Source organism: Bradyrhizobium nanningense (assembly GCF_004114535.1).
Taxonomy (GTDB): Bacteria; Pseudomonadota; Alphaproteobacteria; order Rhizobiales; family Xanthobacteraceae; genus Bradyrhizobium; species Bradyrhizobium nanningense.
Window position 1 is genome coordinate 323,612 of the sequence record NZ_LBJC01000005.1, and the last position, 17,809, is coordinate 341,420.

At 65.0% G+C, this 17,809-nt stretch carries 20 protein-coding genes; 11 read left to right on the forward strand and 9 right to left on the reverse strand.

Features of this window, described 5'->3' with window-relative positions:
• Positions 1 to 23: 23 nt before the first annotated feature.
• Positions 24 to 2,105, reverse strand: a complete 2,082-nt coding sequence (locus XH84_RS03250) for a methyl-accepting chemotaxis protein (RefSeq protein ID WP_128917462.1) — start codon at positions 2,103 to 2,105, stop codon at positions 24 to 26.
• Positions 2,106 to 2,194: 89 nt separating this feature from the next.
• The gene (locus XH84_RS03255) at positions 2,195 to 2,638 is read right to left on the reverse strand and encodes a DUF1810 domain-containing protein (protein ID WP_128917461.1); all 444 of its coding nucleotides are present in this window, start codon (positions 2,636 to 2,638) and stop codon (positions 2,195 to 2,197) included.
• 200 nt (positions 2,639 to 2,838) lie between these two features.
• Here XH84_RS03255 and XH84_RS03260 point away from each other — a divergent pair, with 200 nt between their 5' ends.
• The 3 genes from XH84_RS03260 (at position 2,839) to XH84_RS03270 (ending at position 5,337) form a co-directional block, all read left to right on the forward strand.
• Positions 2,839 to 3,807: a DUF2778 domain-containing protein gene (locus XH84_RS03260; RefSeq protein ID WP_128917735.1), complete on the forward strand. Its 969-nt coding sequence runs from the start codon at positions 2,839 to 2,841 to the stop codon at positions 3,805 to 3,807.
• A gap of 67 nt (positions 3,808 to 3,874) precedes the next feature.
• On the forward strand, positions 3,875 to 4,132 hold the full coding sequence (locus XH84_RS03265; RefSeq protein ID WP_024338019.1) for a hypothetical protein: 258 nt from the start codon (positions 3,875 to 3,877) through the stop codon (positions 4,130 to 4,132).
• 113 nt (positions 4,133 to 4,245) lie between these two features.
• The gene (locus tag XH84_RS03270) at positions 4,246 to 5,337 is read left to right on the forward strand and encodes a TRAP transporter substrate-binding protein (protein ID WP_128917460.1); all 1,092 of its coding nucleotides are present in this window, start codon (positions 4,246 to 4,248) and stop codon (positions 5,335 to 5,337) included.
• A 236-nt stretch (positions 5,338 to 5,573) separates the two neighbouring features.
• Here the strand turns inward: XH84_RS03270 and XH84_RS03275 are convergent, their stop codons facing one another.
• Positions 5,574 to 6,755, reverse strand: a complete 1,182-nt coding sequence (locus XH84_RS03275) for a GNAT family N-acetyltransferase (RefSeq protein ID WP_128917459.1) — start codon at positions 6,753 to 6,755, stop codon at positions 5,574 to 5,576.
• Positions 6,756 to 6,887: 132 nt separating this feature from the next.
• On the opposite strand from XH84_RS03275, the gene XH84_RS03280 reads away from it, so the two are divergent.
• Positions 6,888 to 7,931, forward strand: coding sequence for a polysaccharide deacetylase family protein (locus XH84_RS03280; RefSeq protein WP_128917458.1), 1,044 nt, complete (start codon positions 6,888 to 6,890; stop codon positions 7,929 to 7,931).
• 5 nt (positions 7,932 to 7,936) lie between these two features.
• On the opposite strand, the gene XH84_RS03285 is transcribed toward XH84_RS03280, so the two are convergent.
• Positions 7,937 to 8,158 carry a DUF2842 domain-containing protein gene (locus XH84_RS03285; RefSeq protein ID WP_128917457.1) on the reverse strand — a complete coding sequence of 74 codons (222 nt, stop codon included), beginning with the start codon at positions 8,156 to 8,158 and terminating at the stop codon, positions 7,937 to 7,939.
• Between the two features lie 112 nt (positions 8,159 to 8,270).
• Between XH84_RS03285 and XH84_RS03290 the strand changes: the two genes are divergently transcribed.
• The gene (locus XH84_RS03290) at positions 8,271 to 9,353 is read left to right on the forward strand and encodes a COX15/CtaA family protein (RefSeq protein WP_128917456.1); all 1,083 of its coding nucleotides are present in this window, start codon (positions 8,271 to 8,273) and stop codon (positions 9,351 to 9,353) included.
• A gap of 24 nt (positions 9,354 to 9,377) precedes the next feature.
• Here the strand turns inward: XH84_RS03290 and XH84_RS03295 are convergent, their stop codons facing one another.
• From XH84_RS03295 to XH84_RS03315, 4 genes are all read right to left on the reverse strand, one after another.
• Positions 9,378 to 9,722, reverse strand: coding sequence for a hypothetical protein (locus XH84_RS03295; protein ID WP_128917455.1), 345 nt, complete (start codon positions 9,720 to 9,722; stop codon positions 9,378 to 9,380).
• Between the two features lie 179 nt (positions 9,723 to 9,901).
• Entirely contained in the window at positions 9,902 to 11,182 is a 1,281-nt protein-coding gene (locus tag XH84_RS03305) for an O-acetylhomoserine aminocarboxypropyltransferase (RefSeq protein WP_128917454.1), read from the reverse strand.
• Positions 11,183 to 11,320: 138 nt separating this feature from the next.
• Entirely contained in the window at positions 11,321 to 11,905 is a 585-nt protein-coding gene (locus XH84_RS03310; protein ID WP_128917453.1) for a CoA-binding protein, read from the reverse strand.
• A gap of 101 nt (positions 11,906 to 12,006) precedes the next feature.
• Positions 12,007 to 12,831 (reverse strand): enoyl-CoA hydratase, encoded by an 825-nt coding sequence (locus XH84_RS03315; protein ID WP_128917452.1) that lies wholly within the window; start codon positions 12,829 to 12,831, stop codon positions 12,007 to 12,009.
• An 86-nt stretch (positions 12,832 to 12,917) separates the two neighbouring features.
• Here XH84_RS03315 and XH84_RS03320 point away from each other — a divergent pair, with 86 nt between their 5' ends.
• From XH84_RS03320 to XH84_RS03345, 6 genes are all read left to right on the forward strand, one after another.
• Complete coding sequence (locus XH84_RS03320) at positions 12,918 to 13,346, forward strand: PaaI family thioesterase (protein ID WP_128917451.1); 429 nt, start codon at positions 12,918 to 12,920, stop codon at positions 13,344 to 13,346.
• A 157-nt stretch (positions 13,347 to 13,503) separates the two neighbouring features.
• Entirely contained in the window at positions 13,504 to 13,968 is a 465-nt protein-coding gene (rplM, locus tag XH84_RS03325; protein ID WP_011087726.1) for a 50S ribosomal protein L13, read from the forward strand.
• Between the two features lies 1 nt (position 13,969).
• Positions 13,970 to 14,449, forward strand: a complete 480-nt coding sequence (gene rpsI / locus XH84_RS03330) for a 30S ribosomal protein S9 (RefSeq protein WP_011087725.1) — start codon at positions 13,970 to 13,972, stop codon at positions 14,447 to 14,449.
• A 229-nt stretch (positions 14,450 to 14,678) separates the two neighbouring features.
• The gene (locus XH84_RS03335; RefSeq protein WP_128917450.1) at positions 14,679 to 15,899 is read left to right on the forward strand and encodes a GGDEF domain-containing protein; all 1,221 of its coding nucleotides are present in this window, start codon (positions 14,679 to 14,681) and stop codon (positions 15,897 to 15,899) included.
• Positions 15,900 to 15,958: 59 nt separating this feature from the next.
• Positions 15,959 to 16,198, forward strand: coding sequence for a hypothetical protein (locus XH84_RS03340; protein WP_128917449.1), 240 nt, complete (start codon positions 15,959 to 15,961; stop codon positions 16,196 to 16,198).
• Between the two features lie 102 nt (positions 16,199 to 16,300).
• Positions 16,301 to 16,597 (forward strand): antibiotic biosynthesis monooxygenase family protein, encoded by a 297-nt coding sequence (locus XH84_RS03345; protein WP_035673823.1) that lies wholly within the window; start codon positions 16,301 to 16,303, stop codon positions 16,595 to 16,597.
• Positions 16,598 to 16,600: 3 nt separating this feature from the next.
• Here the strand turns inward: XH84_RS03345 and XH84_RS03350 are convergent, their stop codons facing one another.
• Positions 16,601 to 17,734 carry an AI-2E family transporter gene (locus XH84_RS03350; protein WP_128917448.1) on the reverse strand — a complete coding sequence of 378 codons (1,134 nt, stop codon included), beginning with the start codon at positions 17,732 to 17,734 and terminating at the stop codon, positions 16,601 to 16,603.
• Positions 17,735 to 17,809 lie beyond the last annotated feature (75 nt).

Here is a 17,809-nt window from a genome sequence, read left to right on the forward strand (position 1 = left end):
GACCGTCTTTGAGACAACGGATCTCAAGCCGCCCTGACCTCGCCGAGGAAGCGGTCGAACTGTCCGGCGAGATCGCGTGACTGGGTCGAGAGCTGTTCGGCGGCGACCAGCACTTCCCGCGCGGCAGCGCCGCTGTCGTCGGCGGCACGCTGCACGCCGGAGATGTTGGTGTTGACCTCCTGGGTGCCGCGGGCGGCCTCCTGGACGCTGCGGGCGATCTCCTTGGTGGCCGAGCCCTGTTCCTCGATCGCCGCGGCAATCGCGGTGCCGATCTGGTCGATCTCGCCGATGACGTCGGCGACGTTGCGGATCGCGGCCACGGTCTCGTCGCTCGCGGCCTGGATCGCCGTGATCTGCTCGGAAATTTCGGTCGTCGCCTTGGCGGTCTGACCCGCCAGCGACTTCACCTCGGAGGCGACCACGGCAAAGCCGCGGCCGGCATCGCCGGCGCGGGCGGCCTCGATCGTGGCGTTGAGAGCGAGAAGATTGGTCTGCTCGGCGATGCTCTGGATCAGCGTGACGACGTCGCCGATCTTCTGGGCGCCCTCGGCGAGCGTGCGTGCGGTGTCGCCGGTGCGACGGGCGTTGTCGACGGCGCGGGCGGCGATCTCGGTGCTTTGTGCGACCTGACGGCCGATCTCGGAGATCGAGGAGGTCAGCTCCTCGGTGGCGCTGGCGACGGTCTGCACATTGGTCGAGGTCTGCTCGGAGGCGGCGGCGACGATGGCGGCCTGGCTGTTGGTCTGGGCCGCCGTCGAGGTCATCGACTGCGCGGTGCTTTCCATGGTCGAGGAGGCCCGGGACAGGCCGCCGACCAGCTCGGTGACCTTGGCCTCGAATGCACGGGTGAGCTCGTCGAGCGCCTGCGCGCGGCGCATCTTGCCGTCGTTCTCGGCCTGCTTCTCGGCCGCGAGCCGGTCGGCCCGGATCATGTTGTCCTTGAAGACCTGGACGGCCGCAGCCATCGCCCCGATCTCGTCGGAGCGCTCGGCGCCGGGGATGCTGTCCGCAACCTCGCCCTCGGCAAGTCGCGACATCCGGCTCGTCAGGTTGACGATCGGAGCGCAGACGCGGCGGCGGACCATCACGATGAGGCCGATGCTGGCGATCAACACGGCGGCAAGGCCTGCAAGCGCGATGGTGAAGCTGGTGCGCGCGGCGGAGGAAGCGCCGGCAAGGATCTGCTCGGCATTGTCGTAGAATGCGTCGCGGACCTCGATGATGGTGCCGAGGCCGCGCTGCGTGGCGGCGTAATAAGTCTCCATGTCGTGTTCGTACTTGCCGCTGACCGCCCCGTCCTTGACCAGCTTGAGCTCGCGGCCGAACTCCTCGACGTAAATCGCATTGAACTTCTCGAGCGCGGCGGCGACGTTCGCCGGCGTCGTCGGATTGCCGCGCAGTTCCTGCAGCGCCATCACGAGCTGGTCGTTGCGGCCCTGCGAGCGGGCGATGTCGGCCTTCTCGGCGTCGGTCGCCGGTTTCTTGCCGCCGACGAGATTCTTGTGCAGGCTGGAGTTGAAGCCGCCGACGTCGCGCAGCGTCATCGCGATGTTGGCGTAGCTGGCCTGGCGATAGGCGTCGCCGTTGAGGATCGCCATGCGGCGGACCTGCTCGTTGAGCAGCGCAGTCACGCTGCCGTTGAGTACGGCGTTATCGGCGACGATCTTCTTGGCGGCGTCCTTGCGCGTCTCCGCCGGTCCGGTGAGCGCCTTGTCGATGGCCTCGCGCAGCGCGCTGAATTTCGCATTGATGCCGTCGATATTGCTGCCGATGGTCACGCCGTCGTCGAACGAGCCGGACAGCTCCTTGCGCACCGCATTCATCTTGTCGCGGGCGCCGTTGGTCTGTTTGCGCAGCTTGTCCTGTTCAGTGAGCAGCGCCGGGTCGATGCTGGCGGGCCCATAGAGGATGTTGGTCGAAAAGCCGCGCTCGGGATTGAGGTAGCGCGGGATGTCGCTGACGGCGCGGACGATCGCCAGCCGCCCCTGGGCCTCGGTGATCCGCTCCATCGTCTGGTATTTCGTCACGGCGACGTAGACGGCGAGGCCGCCGCCCACGGTCGAGAGCGAGACGATGGCGGTGGTCAGGAGCGTACCGATTTTCATGATCTGTCCGGCAAATAACGGAGAATTATTTTGCTCGGACGATAGTTTGTGCGTGTTAATCGCGGGTTTACGCTACCGATCCCGTCAACTCAGCCGGAGGCCTGCCGATCCAGCTTCGACAGGATCTCCAGCGTCGCGGCGTCGTGCTCGCCTGCGAAATAGCGGGCGAGCGCCTCGCCGAAAATGGCCTGATCGGACACCGCGCCGAACAGCGTCATCGACGAGCGGAATTTGGTGTCATCCGGCGCGCCGAGGATCGCGTTGATGCTGCGTCCCTGGACGGCGAGCACGAGCCCGGTGCATTCGATCAGGCGCGCTCCGAGCACGGGATGGGCGAGATAGGCCTTCGCCTCGGCACGCGAGCCGATGGCGTAGCGCTGCGACATGGCGCTGAAGCCGAGACCGGTGATTTGCGGAAAGACGAACCACATCCAGTGAGTCTGCTTCCGGCCACGGGCCAGCTCACCCTCGACGGCGCGAAAAACCGGATTCTGGGCCTTGACGAAGCGCTCTAGATCGAAAGGATCGGTCATTGGATACCCTGGGATGCCCTTTCGGGCCCTTGCCGGCCGCGATTATGCCTAACTTTTGGCTCCCAATGTGGTAGCTGGTATAGAGTCTCCGGGCGGGGGTTGGGCCCCCCGGGGGTCGATTTGGGGATCTGATGGTTTCCGACCGCGCACGCGCCGAGAGGCTGTTGCCGCGCCGCCGTATTGGGCGGGCCGAGCGCGTTCTGCTGTCTCTGGCGGCCGTCGCGCTGGCGCTGGGCGCCGCCGCCTGGGTCGCGGACATCGGAGCTTCGAACCTGAGCGATTCGAGCGCGCTGGTCTCCGCCGCGTTGCCGCCGGCCAATACCCCTTCTTTTGAGGACCGCTTCGCTTCGGCGTCCGGCAATCCGCCGGCCCGCGACCTCGGCCTGCGGACGCTGGAGCGTTCTGCCCTGAACGCGGTCCAGCTCAAGCTCCGCGACGCCAAGGCGATGCTGGCGCAGAAGCTTCAGGGCGATGATTGGCGTTCGACCCTGACCGACGACGACCGGTCCGTGACCGAGGAGGCGAGGCCTTCGCAGCGCGCCGACGCCGTCCCGATGCCGCGCTCGCGCCCGGTTCAGGCGGATCTCTCCGCCCAGATTGCCTCGAGCCAGGCCTATGCCGACACCAGCAATCCCAGGGTCGACAACCGCAACTTCTTCGAAAAGTTCACCGACAAGATCAGGCTGGCGTCGCTGACGCCCGGCGACGGCCTGTTCGGCAAGGCACCGGATCTCGCCGCCCTCGGCTACGATTCGCGCACCGCGGTCTATGACATCAAGGCCAAGGCGCTTTACCTGCCGAGCGGCGTGGCGCTGGAAGCCCATTCGGGCATGGGCGCGCTGATGGACGACCCCGATCATGTCGATCAGCGCATGGTGGGAGCGACCCCGCCCGCGATCTACGATTTGAAGCCGCGCGAAAAACTGTTCCACGGCATCCGCGCGCTGCGCTTGACGCCGACCGAAGGCACCAGCGCGCTCGGCCGCGTCGGCCTTCTCACCCATAGCTTCATGCTCGGACCGCGCGGCGATTCCAACGGCTGCGTCTCGATCAAGGACTATGATCGTTTCCTCAAGGCTTACGACAATGGCGAGTTCAACCGCCTGGTCGTGGTGCCGAGCCTGAGCGGATCAGCGACCGCCTCGCAGCGCGCGAGCACCGACTCCTGATATTTGCCTGCTACGGCGGGGCTGCCGTTTCCCCTTCGTTAAGCCGTCATCGTCCAGAAGCAGCCCCATGAGTGATCCATCAAGTTCAGAGACCCCGCTGCGTACGACGTTCAAGATCAAGCTGAACGGTGACACGCTGGCGATCGCGACTGTCGGCCAGGCCTATCAATTCCTCACCAACTTCAAGTCGGTCGAGTGGATGGAATTCCGCTCCCTGCACGAGGACGCCGTCGCGGCCCTGGAAGGCGCGGCCGGTAACGCGATGCTGGCGGTGCAGGCCACCAACGCCGTGCGCGCGCTGTTCGTCAGCGCGAAGCTGCTCTGACGGCCTACAGGCCTTCTCCGCGCATCTTGAACTCCGCTACAGGAACGGGCAAACGGTGCGCGAAGATCGTCGCCGCAAGTCCATATGCTTGAAACTTATTAGGAGAGCCCATCATGAAACGCCGTACATTCCTTACGGGCGGTGCCGTCGCCGGCGCGACGACGCTGGTTGCTGCACCTGCGATCGCGCAGAGCGCGCCCGAGATCAAATGGCGCTTGACCTCGAGCTTTCCGAAGTCGCTCGACACCATCTACGGCACGGCGCAGACCTTCGCGAAATATGTTGCGGAGGCCACCGACAACAAATTCCAGATCCAGACCTTTGGCGCTGGCGAGATCGTTCCGGGCTTGCAGGCGCTCGACGCCGTCAGCACCGGCTCGGTGGAGATGGCGCAGACCCCCCTCTATTTCTACATCGGCAAGGAGCCGGCGCTGGCCTATGCCACCGGCGCGCCCTTCGGCATGAACCATCGCCATCAGGAATCGTGGTGGCACTTCGGCGGCGGCGCCGACCTCACCAACGAGGCGCTCAAGCCTTTCAAGGCGCATGCGATCCTCTGCGGCAATTCCGGCACCCAGATGGGCGGCTGGTTCCGCAAGGAGATCAAGACCGTCGACGACCTCAAGGGCCTCAAATTCCGCATCGCCGGCATGGGCGGCCACGTGCTGGCAAGGCTCGGCGTCGTCCCGCAGCAGATTGCGGGCGGCGACATCTATCCGGCGCTGGAGAAGGGCACGATCGACGCGGTCGAGTTCGTCGGTCCCTATGACGACGAGAAGCTCGGCTTCCAGAAGGTCGCCAAGTACTATTACTTCCCCGGCTGGTGGGAAGGCGGCGCCATGCTGCACATGATCGTCAACGACGAGAAATGGGCCTCGCTCCCCAAGCAGTATCAGGCGATCGTCAACCAGGCGGGCGCGGCGGCCGGCGCCTGGATGCTCGAGAAATACGACAGCGTGAATCCGGCGGCGCTGAAGCGGCTGATCGCCAACGGCGCGGAGCTGAAGGCGTTCCCGCAACCGGTGCTGGAGGCCTGCTACAACGCGACCCAGGACCATCTGAACGAGCTCGCCGCCAAGAGCGAGCTGTTCAAGCGGACCAAGGAGAGCCACGACGCGTATATGAAGGAGCTGCTGTTCTATACGCAGATCGCCGAAAACTTCTACGACAACTACCTGCTCAGCAAGATGCGCAACAAGAGCTGAGCGGGAGGGCGCGGTGACAACGCCGCGCCCCGCTCTCGTAGGGTGGGCAAAGGCGCATTTGCGCCGTGCCCACGTTCTTTCGCTTCATTGGCAATGGTGGGCACGCGTCGCTTTGCCCAGCCTGCGATATCCGTGTTGGCGGAGAGAATTCCTCATCCGGCGCTTTCGCGCCACCTTTTCCCGCATCCGCCTTCGCCAAGGCTTCGGCGGACAGGAGGGGAGAAGGGAAGAGAGAGCTACCCGAACGCCTGCCGCAGCCGGCGTGCCAGATCGAACAGCATCTGGTTCTGTTTCACCAGCCGCTTGCCGCGGCTCAGCGATGACATCGCCATCGCCGCGAGTTTTCCGCGCGAGGTCAGCGGGACAAAACTGTCGAAGATCTCTTCGTCGTCCTTGCAGAACATCCGCTTGTACTCGTCCGAGCCGATGCCGAGATCGAGCGAGCGGTAGCCGCGCTCGCCGTAGCGATCGATGATGTAGCGCATCAGGATCAGGCCGGGGCTGTAGCGGGCGTGCTCGGACATCGTGTAGGTGTTGAACATCATCGAGAAGCGCTGGCCGTCGGCGACCCCGGCGTAGATCGCGATGACCTCCTCGTCGCATTCGAGCGCATGGATGTCGATGACGCGGCCTTCGCCGCGCGGCGCAAGGCAGGCGCTGCGGACGAACTGTTCGACGCCGGGCTCGGCGAAGACGTTCGGGAGCTTCTGCTCCGCCATCCGCGCCGGCTTGACGCGGAAGAACCAGTCGAGCAGGCGGGTGATGTCGGCGTCGGTGGTGGCGAGGTGGTAGCGATAGCCGGCGAGCGGCTGGAGCTTCTTTTCCTTGCTCTTGAGACGGCGGCGAAGGGAATTGCTGATCCGCGATGCCGACGGCCCGCCCGGCTCCATCACCAGCTGCGGGCAGCCGTTGATCGCGCTCTGCCGCGGCAGCAGCGCAAACGGGTTCTGCTGGTCGTGCCAGCGCAGCGGCTGCTGCGTCAGCGCGAGCACGTCGGCATGCTCGCGCAGCGGCGCCAGCAGCGCCTCGAGATCGGCGATGGCGGTCTGCGCAGCGCACGCGACGTTCCACAGGCCCATGTTGAAGGTCGTATGCTTGCCGCCCATGAAGCACGCCGTGCGCACGCCGTGGCTTTGGCGCAGCGAGAGCGGCAGCAACAGCAGCGGCCTGTGATCGGCGTCGCGGCCGATCACGATGAAGGGGCGGGCGCCCTCGCGCTCGCCGACCAGGCGCTGCCAGGGGCTCAGCAGATCAAACCGCTGATAGGGTGTGAAGAGGTGGCCGGGCTCCTCGAAGGCGCGCCAGACCGTCTCGGCGGCGTCGAGATCGGTGACGATGTCGACCTGCGCGATACGGCTCGCTTTCGACCGCGCTGGCGCTTCTGCCGTCCGGCTTTGCATCGCCGCAGCCATGGTCATTCGCGAAACCTGTCGAGAAATCAGAAATAGACGTCAATCGGCCTGTGGCCGACCTTTGCAAAGAAATGTCAACAAAGGGTAAGGACAATGGAGCGGGAATGGGCGCCTTGAGGGCGCGAAGGGGTTAGGATTTTGGCCTCCGACGACAGATGGCTGGAACGGCTGCGCCTCGAGTTCGCCTGGTTCACCGGCCAAGCGGCGCTGCGCAGTCGCGGTGCCGGCGCCATCCTGCGCTTCGAACGGGTGCGCCCGCGGCGGCGCGGCGGGTTTCAGCCGCTGCGTGCGCACGAGATCACGCCGCAATTCCTCGACCGCGCCATTCGCGCGCTGAAGCGCTGGGAGCACGATTTTCTCGGGATGGACGAGGTGTGCCGTCGCGCGGTGACGTTGCCGGAGCAGCGGCGGTTCGTGGCGCTCACCTTCGACGGCGCGCTTAAGGATATGATCGACTTTGCCTATCCGGTGCTGGCGCGGCACGCCGTGCCTTTCACGATTTACGTCCCCACGGCGTTTCCCGACGGCGTCGGGCAGGCCTGGTGGCTCGGTCTCGAGCAGGTAATCGCGCGCGAGAGCCGCATCAGCCTGATGATGGGCGAGAAGGAGCAGCGCTTTGTCGTCACTGATCGTGCCGAGAAGCAGGCGCTGTTTTCGCATCTCGAGAGCTGGTTGCGCTCGCTGTCGCCGGCGGATCTGTCGGCGGCGATCGCCGATCTCTGCACGCGCTACCGGATCGACCTCGGCGCGCTCTCGCGCGAAGCGTCGATGGATTGGAAGGATCTGGCGGAGCTCGCTGCCGATCCGCTCGTCACGATCGGCAGCGCGACCGTGAACTATCCTGTCCTCGCCAACATGAAGGACAGTGCGGCGCTGCGCGAGATGACGATGGGCAAGGCCGTTGCGGAAGCGGCCTTCCGCCGCGATGTCGGGCATTTCGCCTTTCCGTTCGGCGATCGCACCTCGTTCCGGCGCAGCCATGTCGTCATGGCGGAGGAGGCCGGCTTTGCCAGCGCCGTGTCGACCATCCCCGGCATCGTGGATGCGGAGGGACGGACCAATTTGCATGCGCTGCCGCGGATCTCCTGGGACGGCCGTGTGCGCTCGCTGCGCATGTTGCGCGTCTTGGTGTCGGGCGCTGCCTTTGCGCCGGTGAAACCGACCGGCAGCGCTACGAACTAGGGGCGCTACGAATTGGATTTGACGCGGTCGGGACGCTGCATCCAGCTCACGATCGGCATCGCCGGCAGCACCCAGCCCATCCCAACCACCACGTAGTAGATCGCCTGCCGCCAGCCGGACTCGGCAATCCACGGCATCTGCGCCGCGGCCATGCCGAGCAGGGCCCAGACCGTGGCCAGCACCAGGAGCAGGATGGCGCCGAGGAACTTGCGGGTGCGGATCGTCATGGCGTGAGCTTGCTGTTTTTTGCGTAACTTGCGCTGCGGGAGCGGGGGACTATAAGGGGCACGCAGTCCGGTTCAAGTCTCTTAAGTTCAAGGCTTGGTTTTTGTCCCTGAAATGACGACGAATTCCGTTCCAACCAACCCGCATCGCGCCGTGCGCTGGTGGCTGATCTCCGTCGCTGCGCTGATTGCGTTGATGGTGCTGGTGGGGGGCGCGACGCGGCTGACGGAATCCGGCCTTTCGATCGTCGAATGGAAGCCGGTTACCGGCAGCGTGCCGCCGCTGTCGGAGGCGCAGTGGACCGAGGCGTTCGAGGCCTACAAGAAGATCCCGCAATATCGCGAGCTCAATGCGGGCATGAGCCTGTCCGAGTTCAAGGAGATCTTCTGGTGGGAATGGAGCCACCGCTTGCTCGGCCGCTTCATCGGTGTCGCCTATCTCTTGCCGTTCCTGTTCTTCCTGTGGCGTGGCGGTCTCTCCCGTGACTTGAAGCGCCGGCTGTGGCTGCTGTTCGCGCTCGGCGGGCTCCAGGGGGCGGTGGGCTGGTGGATGGTCGCCTCGGGCCTCACCGAGCGGGTCGAGGTGTCGCAATATCGGCTGGCGACGCATCTGCTGCTCGCGCTGCTGATCTTTGCCGGCATCGTCTGGACGGTGCGACGGCTCAAGGAGCGGCCGCAGATCGCGGCATCGGCGCGGCTGCGCTTCACGAGCGCGCTGCTGCTCGTCGTGACCTTCGTGCAGATCTATTTCGGTGCGCTGGTTGCGGGCCTGCGCGCCGGCCGCGCCTACAACACCTGGCCGCAGATCGACGGCGCGTTCATTCCCTCCGCCGAGCGGCTGTGGTTCGAGACGCCGTGGTGGCGCAACATGTTCGACAATGTCCTGACGGTGCAGTTCGAGCACCGCATGACCGCCTATGCGCTGTTCGTGCTGGCGCTGCTGCACGCAATCGACGCGGTGCGCTTGCGCGCAGGCTCGGCCGCGGGCGGTGCGCTCTGGCTGCTCGCCGCGGTGAGCGTGCAGGCGGTGCTCGGCATCCTCACGCTGCTCAACCAGGTGCCGATCGATCTTGCGCTGTCGCACCAGACGGTCGCGATCGCAGTGTTGACGCTTGCGGTGACGCAGGTGGAACGGCTCGCCTCGCGCCGGCAGACGCACGCGCAGCGGCGCGCGGTTCCGGTCGGTCAGGCCGGCTGACCTCCGTCAGCCCGGCTGGTCAGGTCAGCAATAGCCGTAGATGCCGCACGAATAGGGCAGCCGCCAGAAATAATCGACCTGCTTCCCGCCGTAATACGCGCCCTGATAATCGTAATCCCAGGGACGGCCGTAATAGCCGGGCAGCGTGTGGGAGCCGGGGAGGAGCGGCGTGCCCGGCAGGTTGCGGATGTAGCTGCCTACGCCATAGGCCGGCGAGATCAGCGCATCCGGATCGGTCTCGACATAGACCTGCGGCGGCTCCTGCGGAGGCGCTGCGGCCCGCCGCTTCGGTGTCGCCGGCAAGTCGGCGGCAATTGCGGCCGAGACCGTCAGCATCACTGCCAGGGCAGGCACCATCCAGCGCAGCATCGTCGGCTCCGAATCAAAGGGGCGATCCAAAGACGATGTATGCGGCAGATGTGGTTAATGACTGTTAACTGACGGTCGCCGAAAGCGACCGTCATTCCGGGGCGGTGCGAAGCACCGAACCCGGAATCTCGAGATTCCGGGACTGGTCCTTCGGACCATCCCGGAATGACCGCGAACAACTACGCTCCCAGCGCCTGTTCCAGATCCGCGATCAGGTCTTCCTTGTCCTCGATGCCGATCGAGAGCCGCACCACGTCGGGGCCGGCGCCGGACTTCACCTTGGCGGCGTCGTCGAGCTGGCTGTGCGTGGTCGAGGCCGGGTGGATCACCAGCGAGCGGGTGTCGCCGACATTGGCGAGGTGCGAGAACAGCTGCAGCTTCGACACCAGGTTGACGCCGGCGTCATAGCCGCCCTTCAGGCTGAAGGTGAACACGGCGCCCGCGCCCTTCGGCGCATATTTGCGGGCGAGCCGGTTGTATTTGTCGCTCGGCAGGCCCGCATAGCTGACCGAGGCCACCGCCGGATGTCCCGCGAGGAATTCGGCGACCGCTTTCGCATTGTCGCAATGCTTCTGCATGCGCAGCGGCAAGGTCTCGATGCCGGTCAGGATCATGAAGGCGTTGAACGGCGACAGCGCGGGGCCGAGATCGCGCAGGCCGAGCACGCGGCAGGCAATCGCGAAGGCAAAATTGCCAAAAGTCTCCTGCAGGCGGATGCCGTGATATTCGGGCCGCGGCTCCGACAGCATCGGATATTTGCCGCCGGTGGACCAGTCGAAGGTGCCGGCATCGACGATGATGCCGCCAAGCGAATTGCCGTGGCCGCCCAAAAACTTCGTCAGCGAGTGCACGACGATGTCGGCGCCGTGGTCGATCGGACGGATCAGATAGGGCGAGGCCAGCGTGTTGTCGACGATCAGCGGCACACCCGCCTTGCGCGCGACCGTCGAGATCGCCTCGATGTCGGTGATGCTGCCGGCGGGATTGGCGATGGACTCGATGAAGATGGCTTTCGTGCGCGGCGTCACCGCGCGCTCGAAGCTTGCGATGTCATCGGGATCGGCCCAGATCACGTTCCAGCCAAAGCTCTTGAAGGCGTGCGTGAACTGGTTGATCGAGCCGCCGTAGAGCTTTCGCGCGGCGATGAACTCGTCGCCGGGCTGCATCAATTGCTGCAATACCACGACCTGCGCGGCATGGCCCGAGGCCACCGCGAGCGCGGCCGTGCCGCCTTCGAGCGCGGCGACGCGCTCTTCCAGCACCGCGTTGGTGGGATTGCCGATGCGGGTATAGATGTTGCCGAATGCCTGCAGGCCGAACAGCGAGGCGGCATGGTCGGCGTCGTTGAAGACGAACGAGGTCGTTTGATAAATCGGAGTTGCGCGCGCGCCGGTGGTGGGGTCGGGCTGTGCACCGGCATGCACTGCGAGGGTTGAAAATCCCGGAAGGCGATCGCTCATTGAGGGCGTCCTGTTCTTGTGGCCTGAAATCGCGCGGCATGCTGATGGGCGCCGCGCTCGCCGTCAAGGCGCCACGTCAGTTCGGAATGATCTTGCTGCGCATTGCGGCGCTCGCGAAACGAATCCTTCTCGACTGCGTCAGCTCTGCTCGGTCTTGTTCTTGGCCGCGCGATCAGAGGCCGCGGTCTCGCCGCCGCCGACACTCATCCGATTGAGGGATAACCGCATGCCTTGCGTCGGTGCCGGCGCGCGCTTGGAACTGAGCGTGCGCGAATTCACGCCCATCCAGGAGATCTCGGACGACAAGCGGCCATATTCGATCTTGGGGCAGCGGTTCATCACCACCTTGATGCCGACCGCTTCCGCTTTCGCCGCCGCGGCGTCGTCACGCGCGCCGAGCTGCATCCAGATCACCTTGGGCAGCGGATCGAGCGTGAGGGCTTCTTCGACCACGGGCATGATGTGGCTGGAATTGCGGAAGATGTCGATCATGTCGACGGGACGGCCGACGTCGGCGAGCGAGGCGACGAAGGGCTTTCCGAGCAGCTCCTTGCCGACATGGCCCGGATTGATCGGGATCATGTCGTATCCGCGCTGCGCCAGATATTTGAACGCGAAATAGCTCGGCCGTACGTTGACCGGCGAGGCGCCGACCATCGCTATCGACTTCACGCTGTTGAGGATGCTGCGGATGTAATTGTCGGGATAGGCGTCGTGGTTCATCTGTCGTCTTTATCTTTTTGTCATTGCGAGCGTCGCGAAGCAATCCAGACTGCCGCTGCGGAAAGATTCTGGATTGCTTCGCTGCGCTCGCAATGACGGGGTCACTCATCCCGCCATGTCGGCGTGCGCTTCTCGATGAACGCGCCGATGCCTTCCTCGGCGTCGCGCGCCATCATGTTCTCGGTCATCACCTCTGCCGCATAGCGATAGGCGTCCGCAAGACTCATCTCGGCCTGGCGGTAGAACGCCTCCTTGCCGAGCTTGATGGTGTAGGCGGATTTCAGCGCGACCTGTTGCGCGAGCTCGATCGCGGCACCGAGTTCGGTACCGGCGGGCACCACGCGGTTGATGAGGCCGATTTCGCGAGCGCGCTCGGCGGAAATCGGCTCTCCCGTCAGCAGCATCTCCATGGCCTGCTTGCGCGCCACGTTCCGCGACAGCGCCACCATCGGCGTCGAGCAGAACAGGCCGATGTCGACGCCGGGTGTGGCGAACTTAGCCTCCTCCGATGCGATCGCAAGATCGCAGCTGGCAACGAGCTGGCAGCCGGCCGCGGTCGCGATGCCCTGGACGGACGCGACCACGGGTTTTGGCAGATGCACGATCGCCTGCATCATCGCGCTGCAGGCATTCATCATCTCGGCGAAGAAGGCGCGGCCGCGATCGGGATCGGTGCGGCGCGCGGTCAGCTCCTTCATGTCGTGGCCGGCGGAGAAGGCGGGGCCATTGGCGGCGATCACGACGCCGCGGACCGCCTTGTCGCTGCTGATATCATTGAGCTCGGCATGCAGGCTCGCGATCATCTCGGCCGACAGGCTGTTGCGGGCGGCGGGCCGGTTCAGCGTCAGGACCGCGATGGGACCTATGGTCTCGCGCAGCAGGATCGGCGGTTGCGGGGAGGGGGCACGGGCGGCCGTGACGGTCATTGACGCGATTTCCGCTAAATGATTGCAATTGGATGACGCAGATAACTTAATGTAACAGGGCAAGCGAAGCGAGGGTGGGGAACAGCATGGCGTTGGCGAAAATGAGCGTGGCAGAGGTCGAGCAGTTCCTCCGTCACGAGTTTCCCCAGGCTTTTAGCGGCGACGACATTACGATCGAAAGCGCCGACGGCCAGACTTGCCTTTTGCGGCAGCGTTACAGCGCAAAGATGCTGCGGCCGGGCGGCACCGTGTCCGGCCCGACGCTGATGGCGCTGGCCGATTTCGCGATGTACGTGGTGCTCCTGTCCGCCATCGGGCCGATCGGGCTCGCCGTGACCACCAATCTCAACATCAATTTCCTGCGCAAAGGCCAGCCCGGCCAGGACGTGCTGGCCGAGGCGCGGCTGTTCAAGCTCGGCAAGCGGCTGGCGGTCGGGGAGGTGAAACTGTTGTCCGGCACCTCGCCCGATCCGATCGCCCATGTCACCTCGACCTATTCCATTCCAAATGTTTGAGCTTTTCGCAGGTAATATAGCACCATAATTTTAATGCATTGATATTGCTATGATAATTCTTGTGTCCGGGCATTGACCGTTGCGTGTCACTTCTCTAGAACCCGCGCAGTCCGGTGCGGTGTTCGCGCCGATGCTCCCCGTCCACGGAAACTCTGACATGAAAACCTTTTCGGCAAAGCCGGCTGAGGTGACGAAGAAGTGGGTGCTGATCGACGCCAAGGGTCTGGTCGTCGGCCGTCTCGCCACCATTGTCGCCATGCGCCTGCGCGGCAAGCACCTCCCGACCTATACCCCGCACGTTGATTGCGGCGACAACGTCATCATCATCAACGCGCAGCATGCGGTCCTCACCGGTCGCAAGCGCGAGCAGAAGACCTACTACAAGCACACCGGCTATGTCGGCCACGTCAAGGAGCGCACCGCGCGCCAGATCCTCGAGGGCAAACATCCCGAGCGCGTGCTTGAGAAGGCCGTCGAGCGCATGATTCCGCGTGGCCCGCTCGGTCGCGTGCAGATGGGCAACCTCCGCGTTTACGGCGGCGCCGATCATCCGCACGAGGCGCAGCAGCCCGAGAAGATCGACATCGCCAAGTTGAACCGCAAGAACACGAGGGCCGCATAACATGGCCGAATCCATCCAGTCGCTCGACCAGCTCTCGCAGCTCAAGACGGCGGCGGCGCCCGACGCGCCCAAGCACGAGAAGAAGGTCGACAAGTTCAACCGCGCCTATGCCACCGGCAAGCGCAAGGACGCGGTCGCCCGCGTCTGGATCAAGCCGGGCGCCGGCAAGGTCACCGTCAACTCGCGCGAGGTCGAGGTCTATTTCGCCCGTCCCGTGCTGCGCATGATGATCGAGCAGCCGTTCTCCGTGGCCCAGCGTTCGGGCCAGTACGACGTGATCTGCACCGTCGCCGGCGGCGGCCTGTCCGGCCAGGCCGGCGCGGTCCGTCACGGCATCTCCAAGGCGCTCACCTATTTCGAGCCGGAGCTGCGCACCGTGCTCAAGAAGGGCGGCTTCCTGACCCGCGACTCGCGCGTGGTCGAGCGCAAGAAGTACGGCAAGGCCAAGGCCCGCCGGTCCTTCCAGTTCTCGAAGCGTTAATCGCTTCTGTCGCATTCGCCGCGAAAGCGGCTTCAATGAGATGCAAAAGGGCGCTGATTTCAGCGCCCTTTTTGCTGTTCGTTTGTACGCAAATTGATGGCGTGTTTCAGGAAAACTTGGCATCCCGCGAAAACCTGAATGGAACCTGCCCGACCTAGCGTCGCCTTCGGAAGGGCGCGCAAATCGGATGTGCCGATCGCGTAACTGCTATGTTCTAGAGGGGGCCGACATGATGTCGCTCGATAGCATCACGCTCTATTTGGTCGCCACCATGGTTGCCGCACTGCTCGGCGCCATGATGGTGTTTTTCGGCAGGCAGGAGAACAGCCCTGCACTGAAATGGTGGGGCACTGCCTATCTGCTCGGTGCCGCCTCCGTTGCGCTATGGACCGCGGCCGGCGACAGGCTGGGCCCGCATCTTTATCTCGCGCTGAACGCGGTCGGCTTCGTCGCCTGCGGCATGGTGTGGAACGCGGCGCGCGTCTTCCATGGCCGCAAGCCGAACTGGCCCGGCCTCGTGCTCGGCGCGCTCGCCTGGGTCGCCGCCGTGACATTGCTGGATCCCGCGGCATCCACGCTGCGCATGATCGTCGGTGCCGGCATCGTCTCGGTCTATGCGGCACTGACTGCGAGCGAGCTCTGGACCGAACGGCGCAAGAGCCTGCAACGACGCTGGCCGGCCTTCGTTATGCCGGTGATGCACGGCTGCGTGTTGATGCTGCCGATCGTGCTCGGCAGCTTTCTGCGTCCGCACGATGCCGGCTTCTCGTCGAGCATCTGGGTCACGGTGTTTGCGGTCGAGCTCATCCTCTATGCGGTCGGCACCGTGTTCGTGATCTTCATGCTGGTGTCGGAGCGCACGGTCACCGCCCACCGGACTGCCGCCTCGACCGACCCCCTGACCGGCATACTCAACCGGCGCGGCTTCTCGGAAGCCTGCAGCCGGGTGATCGAGCGCGAGGCCAAGGCCGGGCGTCCCGTCACCGTGATGATCTTCGACATCGATCACTTCAAGTCGATCAACGACCGCTTCGGCCATCCCGCCGGCGACGAGATGCTGAGACTGTTCTCGACTGTCGTCGTCAACAATTTGCGCATCTCCGACCTCTCGGGCCGCATCGGCGGCGAGGAATTCGCCGCGCTGTTGCCGTGCTCGCTTGAGGAAGGCGTGCTGGTGGCCGAGCGCGTGCGCGAGGCGTTCGAGACCTCCGGCGTCGTGGTCGATGAAGGTCCGGTCGACACCACCGTCAGCATCGGCGTCTCCGGTGGGCCCGCCGGCACCGAGCTCGAGGTGCTGCTGGCCTCGGCCGACACCGCGCTCTACCAGGCCAAGCGCGGCGGGCGTAACCGCGTCGAGGCGGCGGAGGAGCTGCCGCTGTCGCTGGAGAACTGGCGCCGCCAGAGCGCCGCGCGGCTGGGTGCAGCGCAGGCGCGGCCGGCCACCGCCTGAGGCGCGAGGCAGCGTTGCGGTAATGCTCTGTTTACCATTCGATCCCTACCATTGCGGTCATGGAATCGATCCGCCCACAGAACCCGCAAGCTGCCCTGATGTCGCTCGAAGCCGCTGCGGCCTCGGCGCGCAGCGGTTTTGCCTGTCTGTTCTCGACCGCGGATGAATACGAGAGCGCGCTGATCACCGAGCGCCGCGCGCAAGGGCGCTACACGCAAAGCCGCCGCAGCACCTGGCCGCTCGCGCTGTTCGCCGGTTGCGCCCTCATCGTGGCGGGCACGGTTCTGCTGCTGGTCTGAGAGATCTGCATTTTTGGGCCGACCAGGGCGCCGTTTCGGCGCCTTTTTCTTTTTCGTCGGCTGCGGTAGACACGCCCATCGAACAAAAATGGGTGGAAACCGATGATCACCGAGATCGCGCAAATCGACGTCAAGCCGGGCAGTGAGAAGGATTTCGAAGCGGCGGTCGCCAAGGCCAAGGCCGCCTTCGGCCGCTCCAAGGGCTTTCACGGCTTCGAGCTGCACAAGTCGATCGAGAAGCCGCAGCGCTACCGGCTGATGGTGAAATGGGCGACGCTGGAGAACCACACCGTCGATTTCCGTGGCTCGGAGAATTTCACCGAATGGCGCGGCCTCGTCGGCCAGTATTTCGCTTCGCCCCCGGAGGTCGAGCACACCGAAACCGTGCTGACGACGTGAGGATTACGCCGCCTCCGCCAGAGGCGGCGTCTCATACGTCTTGAAATGGTCGATCATGACCTTGGCGATGGCGACCAGCGGTAGCGCCAGGGCCAGGCCCCAGATGCCGAACACGACGCCGAGCACGATCTGGAACGCGAACAGCGTGGCCGGCGGGATGTCTAGCGCCTGCCGCTGCAGGATCGGCGTCAGCACGTAGCTCTCCATGGCGTGCACGCCCATGAAGAGCAGAAAGGCCGACAGCGCCGGGATCCAGCCCGAGGCGAGGCTTGCCAGCACCACGATGACGCCGGCGATGATCGCCCCGACGGTCGGGATGAAGGCGAGCAGGCCGGCCTGAATCCCCAGGATGAACGAGCCGGGAATGCCAATGAGGGCGAGGCCAATCCAGGTCACCACGCCGACCGCGAGCATCACGATGATCTGCGCGATCAGCCAGCGCTCGAGGGTCTCAGCGATGCGGTCGATGATGAGGGCGACGCGGGTGCGATGCCTGGCCGGCGCCAGGAACACGAGGCCGTCGTGATAGACCGCGGGCTGGGCTGCGAAGGCGAAGCCCAGGAACAGCACGATGAAGATGTTGCCGACACCGTGGATGGTGCCGAGCAGCAGCTTGAAGGTCTGGCTCACGATCGCGCCGCCGCTGGAGGCCAGCGCGCCCGCGCCGGGCAAGGCACCGCGCGAGGGCGTCGCCGGCGCGGACGTCGTCTCCGACGGCGCGGTGCCGGAGGCGTCGGGCGCACCGTTGCCGAGATCGAAGAAGCTGGTGTCGATGCCGTGGTTGTCGAGGAAGGACCTGACGTTGGTGAGCTGCGATTTGAGGGTCTTGCTCAGCAGCGAAGCCTGCTCGGCAATGGTGGCGCCGCCGAGATAGGCGATGCCGGCGAGCATCAAGGCGAGCGCGGTGCAGACGATCGCGAGCCGCACGGCATGCGGCAGGGGCACACGGCGGCCGAGCGCGTTCGTCACCGCGTTGAGGCCGAGACCAAGCAGCATGCCGGTGAAGATCAGCAGCAAGGTGGCCGCGAAATACCAGGTGAAGGCGAGCAGTGCGGTGAACAGCACGACGCCGATGCCCCCGACCGAGATCGCCCAGGCGAGGTCGCCGCGGGTCCGGGAGCGTTCATCTTTGGACATGATCACATCGGGTCCTTTTCAGCGCAATGCGCTGCACTCTCTCGATAAACGCGCTTCCGATCAAGAGTGCGTCAA

What these genes read in the sequence shown, in the direction of transcription:
- XH84_RS03250 (WP_128917462.1), bottom strand. Translation starts at nt 2,105, where the DNA reads ATGAAAATCGGTACGCTCCTGACCACCGCCATCGTCTCGCTCTCGACC.
- XH84_RS03255 (WP_128917461.1), bottom strand. Translation starts at nt 2,638, where the DNA reads ATGACCGATCCTTTCGATCTAGAGCGCTTCGTCAAGGCCCAGAATCCG.
- XH84_RS03265 (WP_024338019.1), top strand. Translation starts at nt 3,875, where the DNA reads ATGAGTGATCCATCAAGTTCAGAGACCCCGCTGCGTACGACGTTCAAG.
- XH84_RS03270 (WP_128917460.1), top strand. Translation starts at nt 4,246, where the DNA reads ATGAAACGCCGTACATTCCTTACGGGCGGTGCCGTCGCCGGCGCGACG.
- XH84_RS03275 (WP_128917459.1), bottom strand. Translation starts at nt 6,755, where the DNA reads ATGACCATGGCTGCGGCGATGCAAAGCCGGACGGCAGAAGCGCCAGCG.
- XH84_RS03285 (WP_128917457.1), bottom strand. Translation starts at nt 8,158, where the DNA reads ATGACGATCCGCACCCGCAAGTTCCTCGGCGCCATCCTGCTCCTGGTG.
- XH84_RS03290 (WP_128917456.1), top strand. Translation starts at nt 8,271, where the DNA reads ATGACGACGAATTCCGTTCCAACCAACCCGCATCGCGCCGTGCGCTGG.
- XH84_RS03295 (WP_128917455.1), bottom strand. Translation starts at nt 9,722, where the DNA reads ATGCTGCGCTGGATGGTGCCTGCCCTGGCAGTGATGCTGACGGTCTCG.
- XH84_RS03305 (WP_128917454.1), bottom strand. Translation starts at nt 11,182, where the DNA reads ATGAGCGATCGCCTTCCGGGATTTTCAACCCTCGCAGTGCATGCCGGT.
- XH84_RS03310 (WP_128917453.1), bottom strand. Translation starts at nt 11,905, where the DNA reads ATGAACCACGACGCCTATCCCGACAATTACATCCGCAGCATCCTCAAC.
- XH84_RS03315 (WP_128917452.1), bottom strand. Translation starts at nt 12,831, where the DNA reads ATGACCGTCACGGCCGCCCGTGCCCCCTCCCCGCAACCGCCGATCCTG.
- XH84_RS03320 (WP_128917451.1), top strand. Translation starts at nt 12,918, where the DNA reads ATGGCGTTGGCGAAAATGAGCGTGGCAGAGGTCGAGCAGTTCCTCCGT.
- rplM (WP_011087726.1), top strand. Translation starts at nt 13,504, where the DNA reads ATGAAAACCTTTTCGGCAAAGCCGGCTGAGGTGACGAAGAAGTGGGTG.
- rpsI (WP_011087725.1), top strand. Translation starts at nt 13,970, where the DNA reads ATGGCCGAATCCATCCAGTCGCTCGACCAGCTCTCGCAGCTCAAGACG.
- XH84_RS03335 (WP_128917450.1), top strand. Translation starts at nt 14,679, where the DNA reads ATGATGTCGCTCGATAGCATCACGCTCTATTTGGTCGCCACCATGGTT.
- XH84_RS03340 (WP_128917449.1), top strand. Translation starts at nt 15,959, where the DNA reads ATGGAATCGATCCGCCCACAGAACCCGCAAGCTGCCCTGATGTCGCTC.
- XH84_RS03345 (WP_035673823.1), top strand. Translation starts at nt 16,301, where the DNA reads ATGATCACCGAGATCGCGCAAATCGACGTCAAGCCGGGCAGTGAGAAG.
- XH84_RS03350 (WP_128917448.1), bottom strand. Translation starts at nt 17,734, where the DNA reads ATGTCCAAAGATGAACGCTCCCGGACCCGCGGCGACCTCGCCTGGGCG.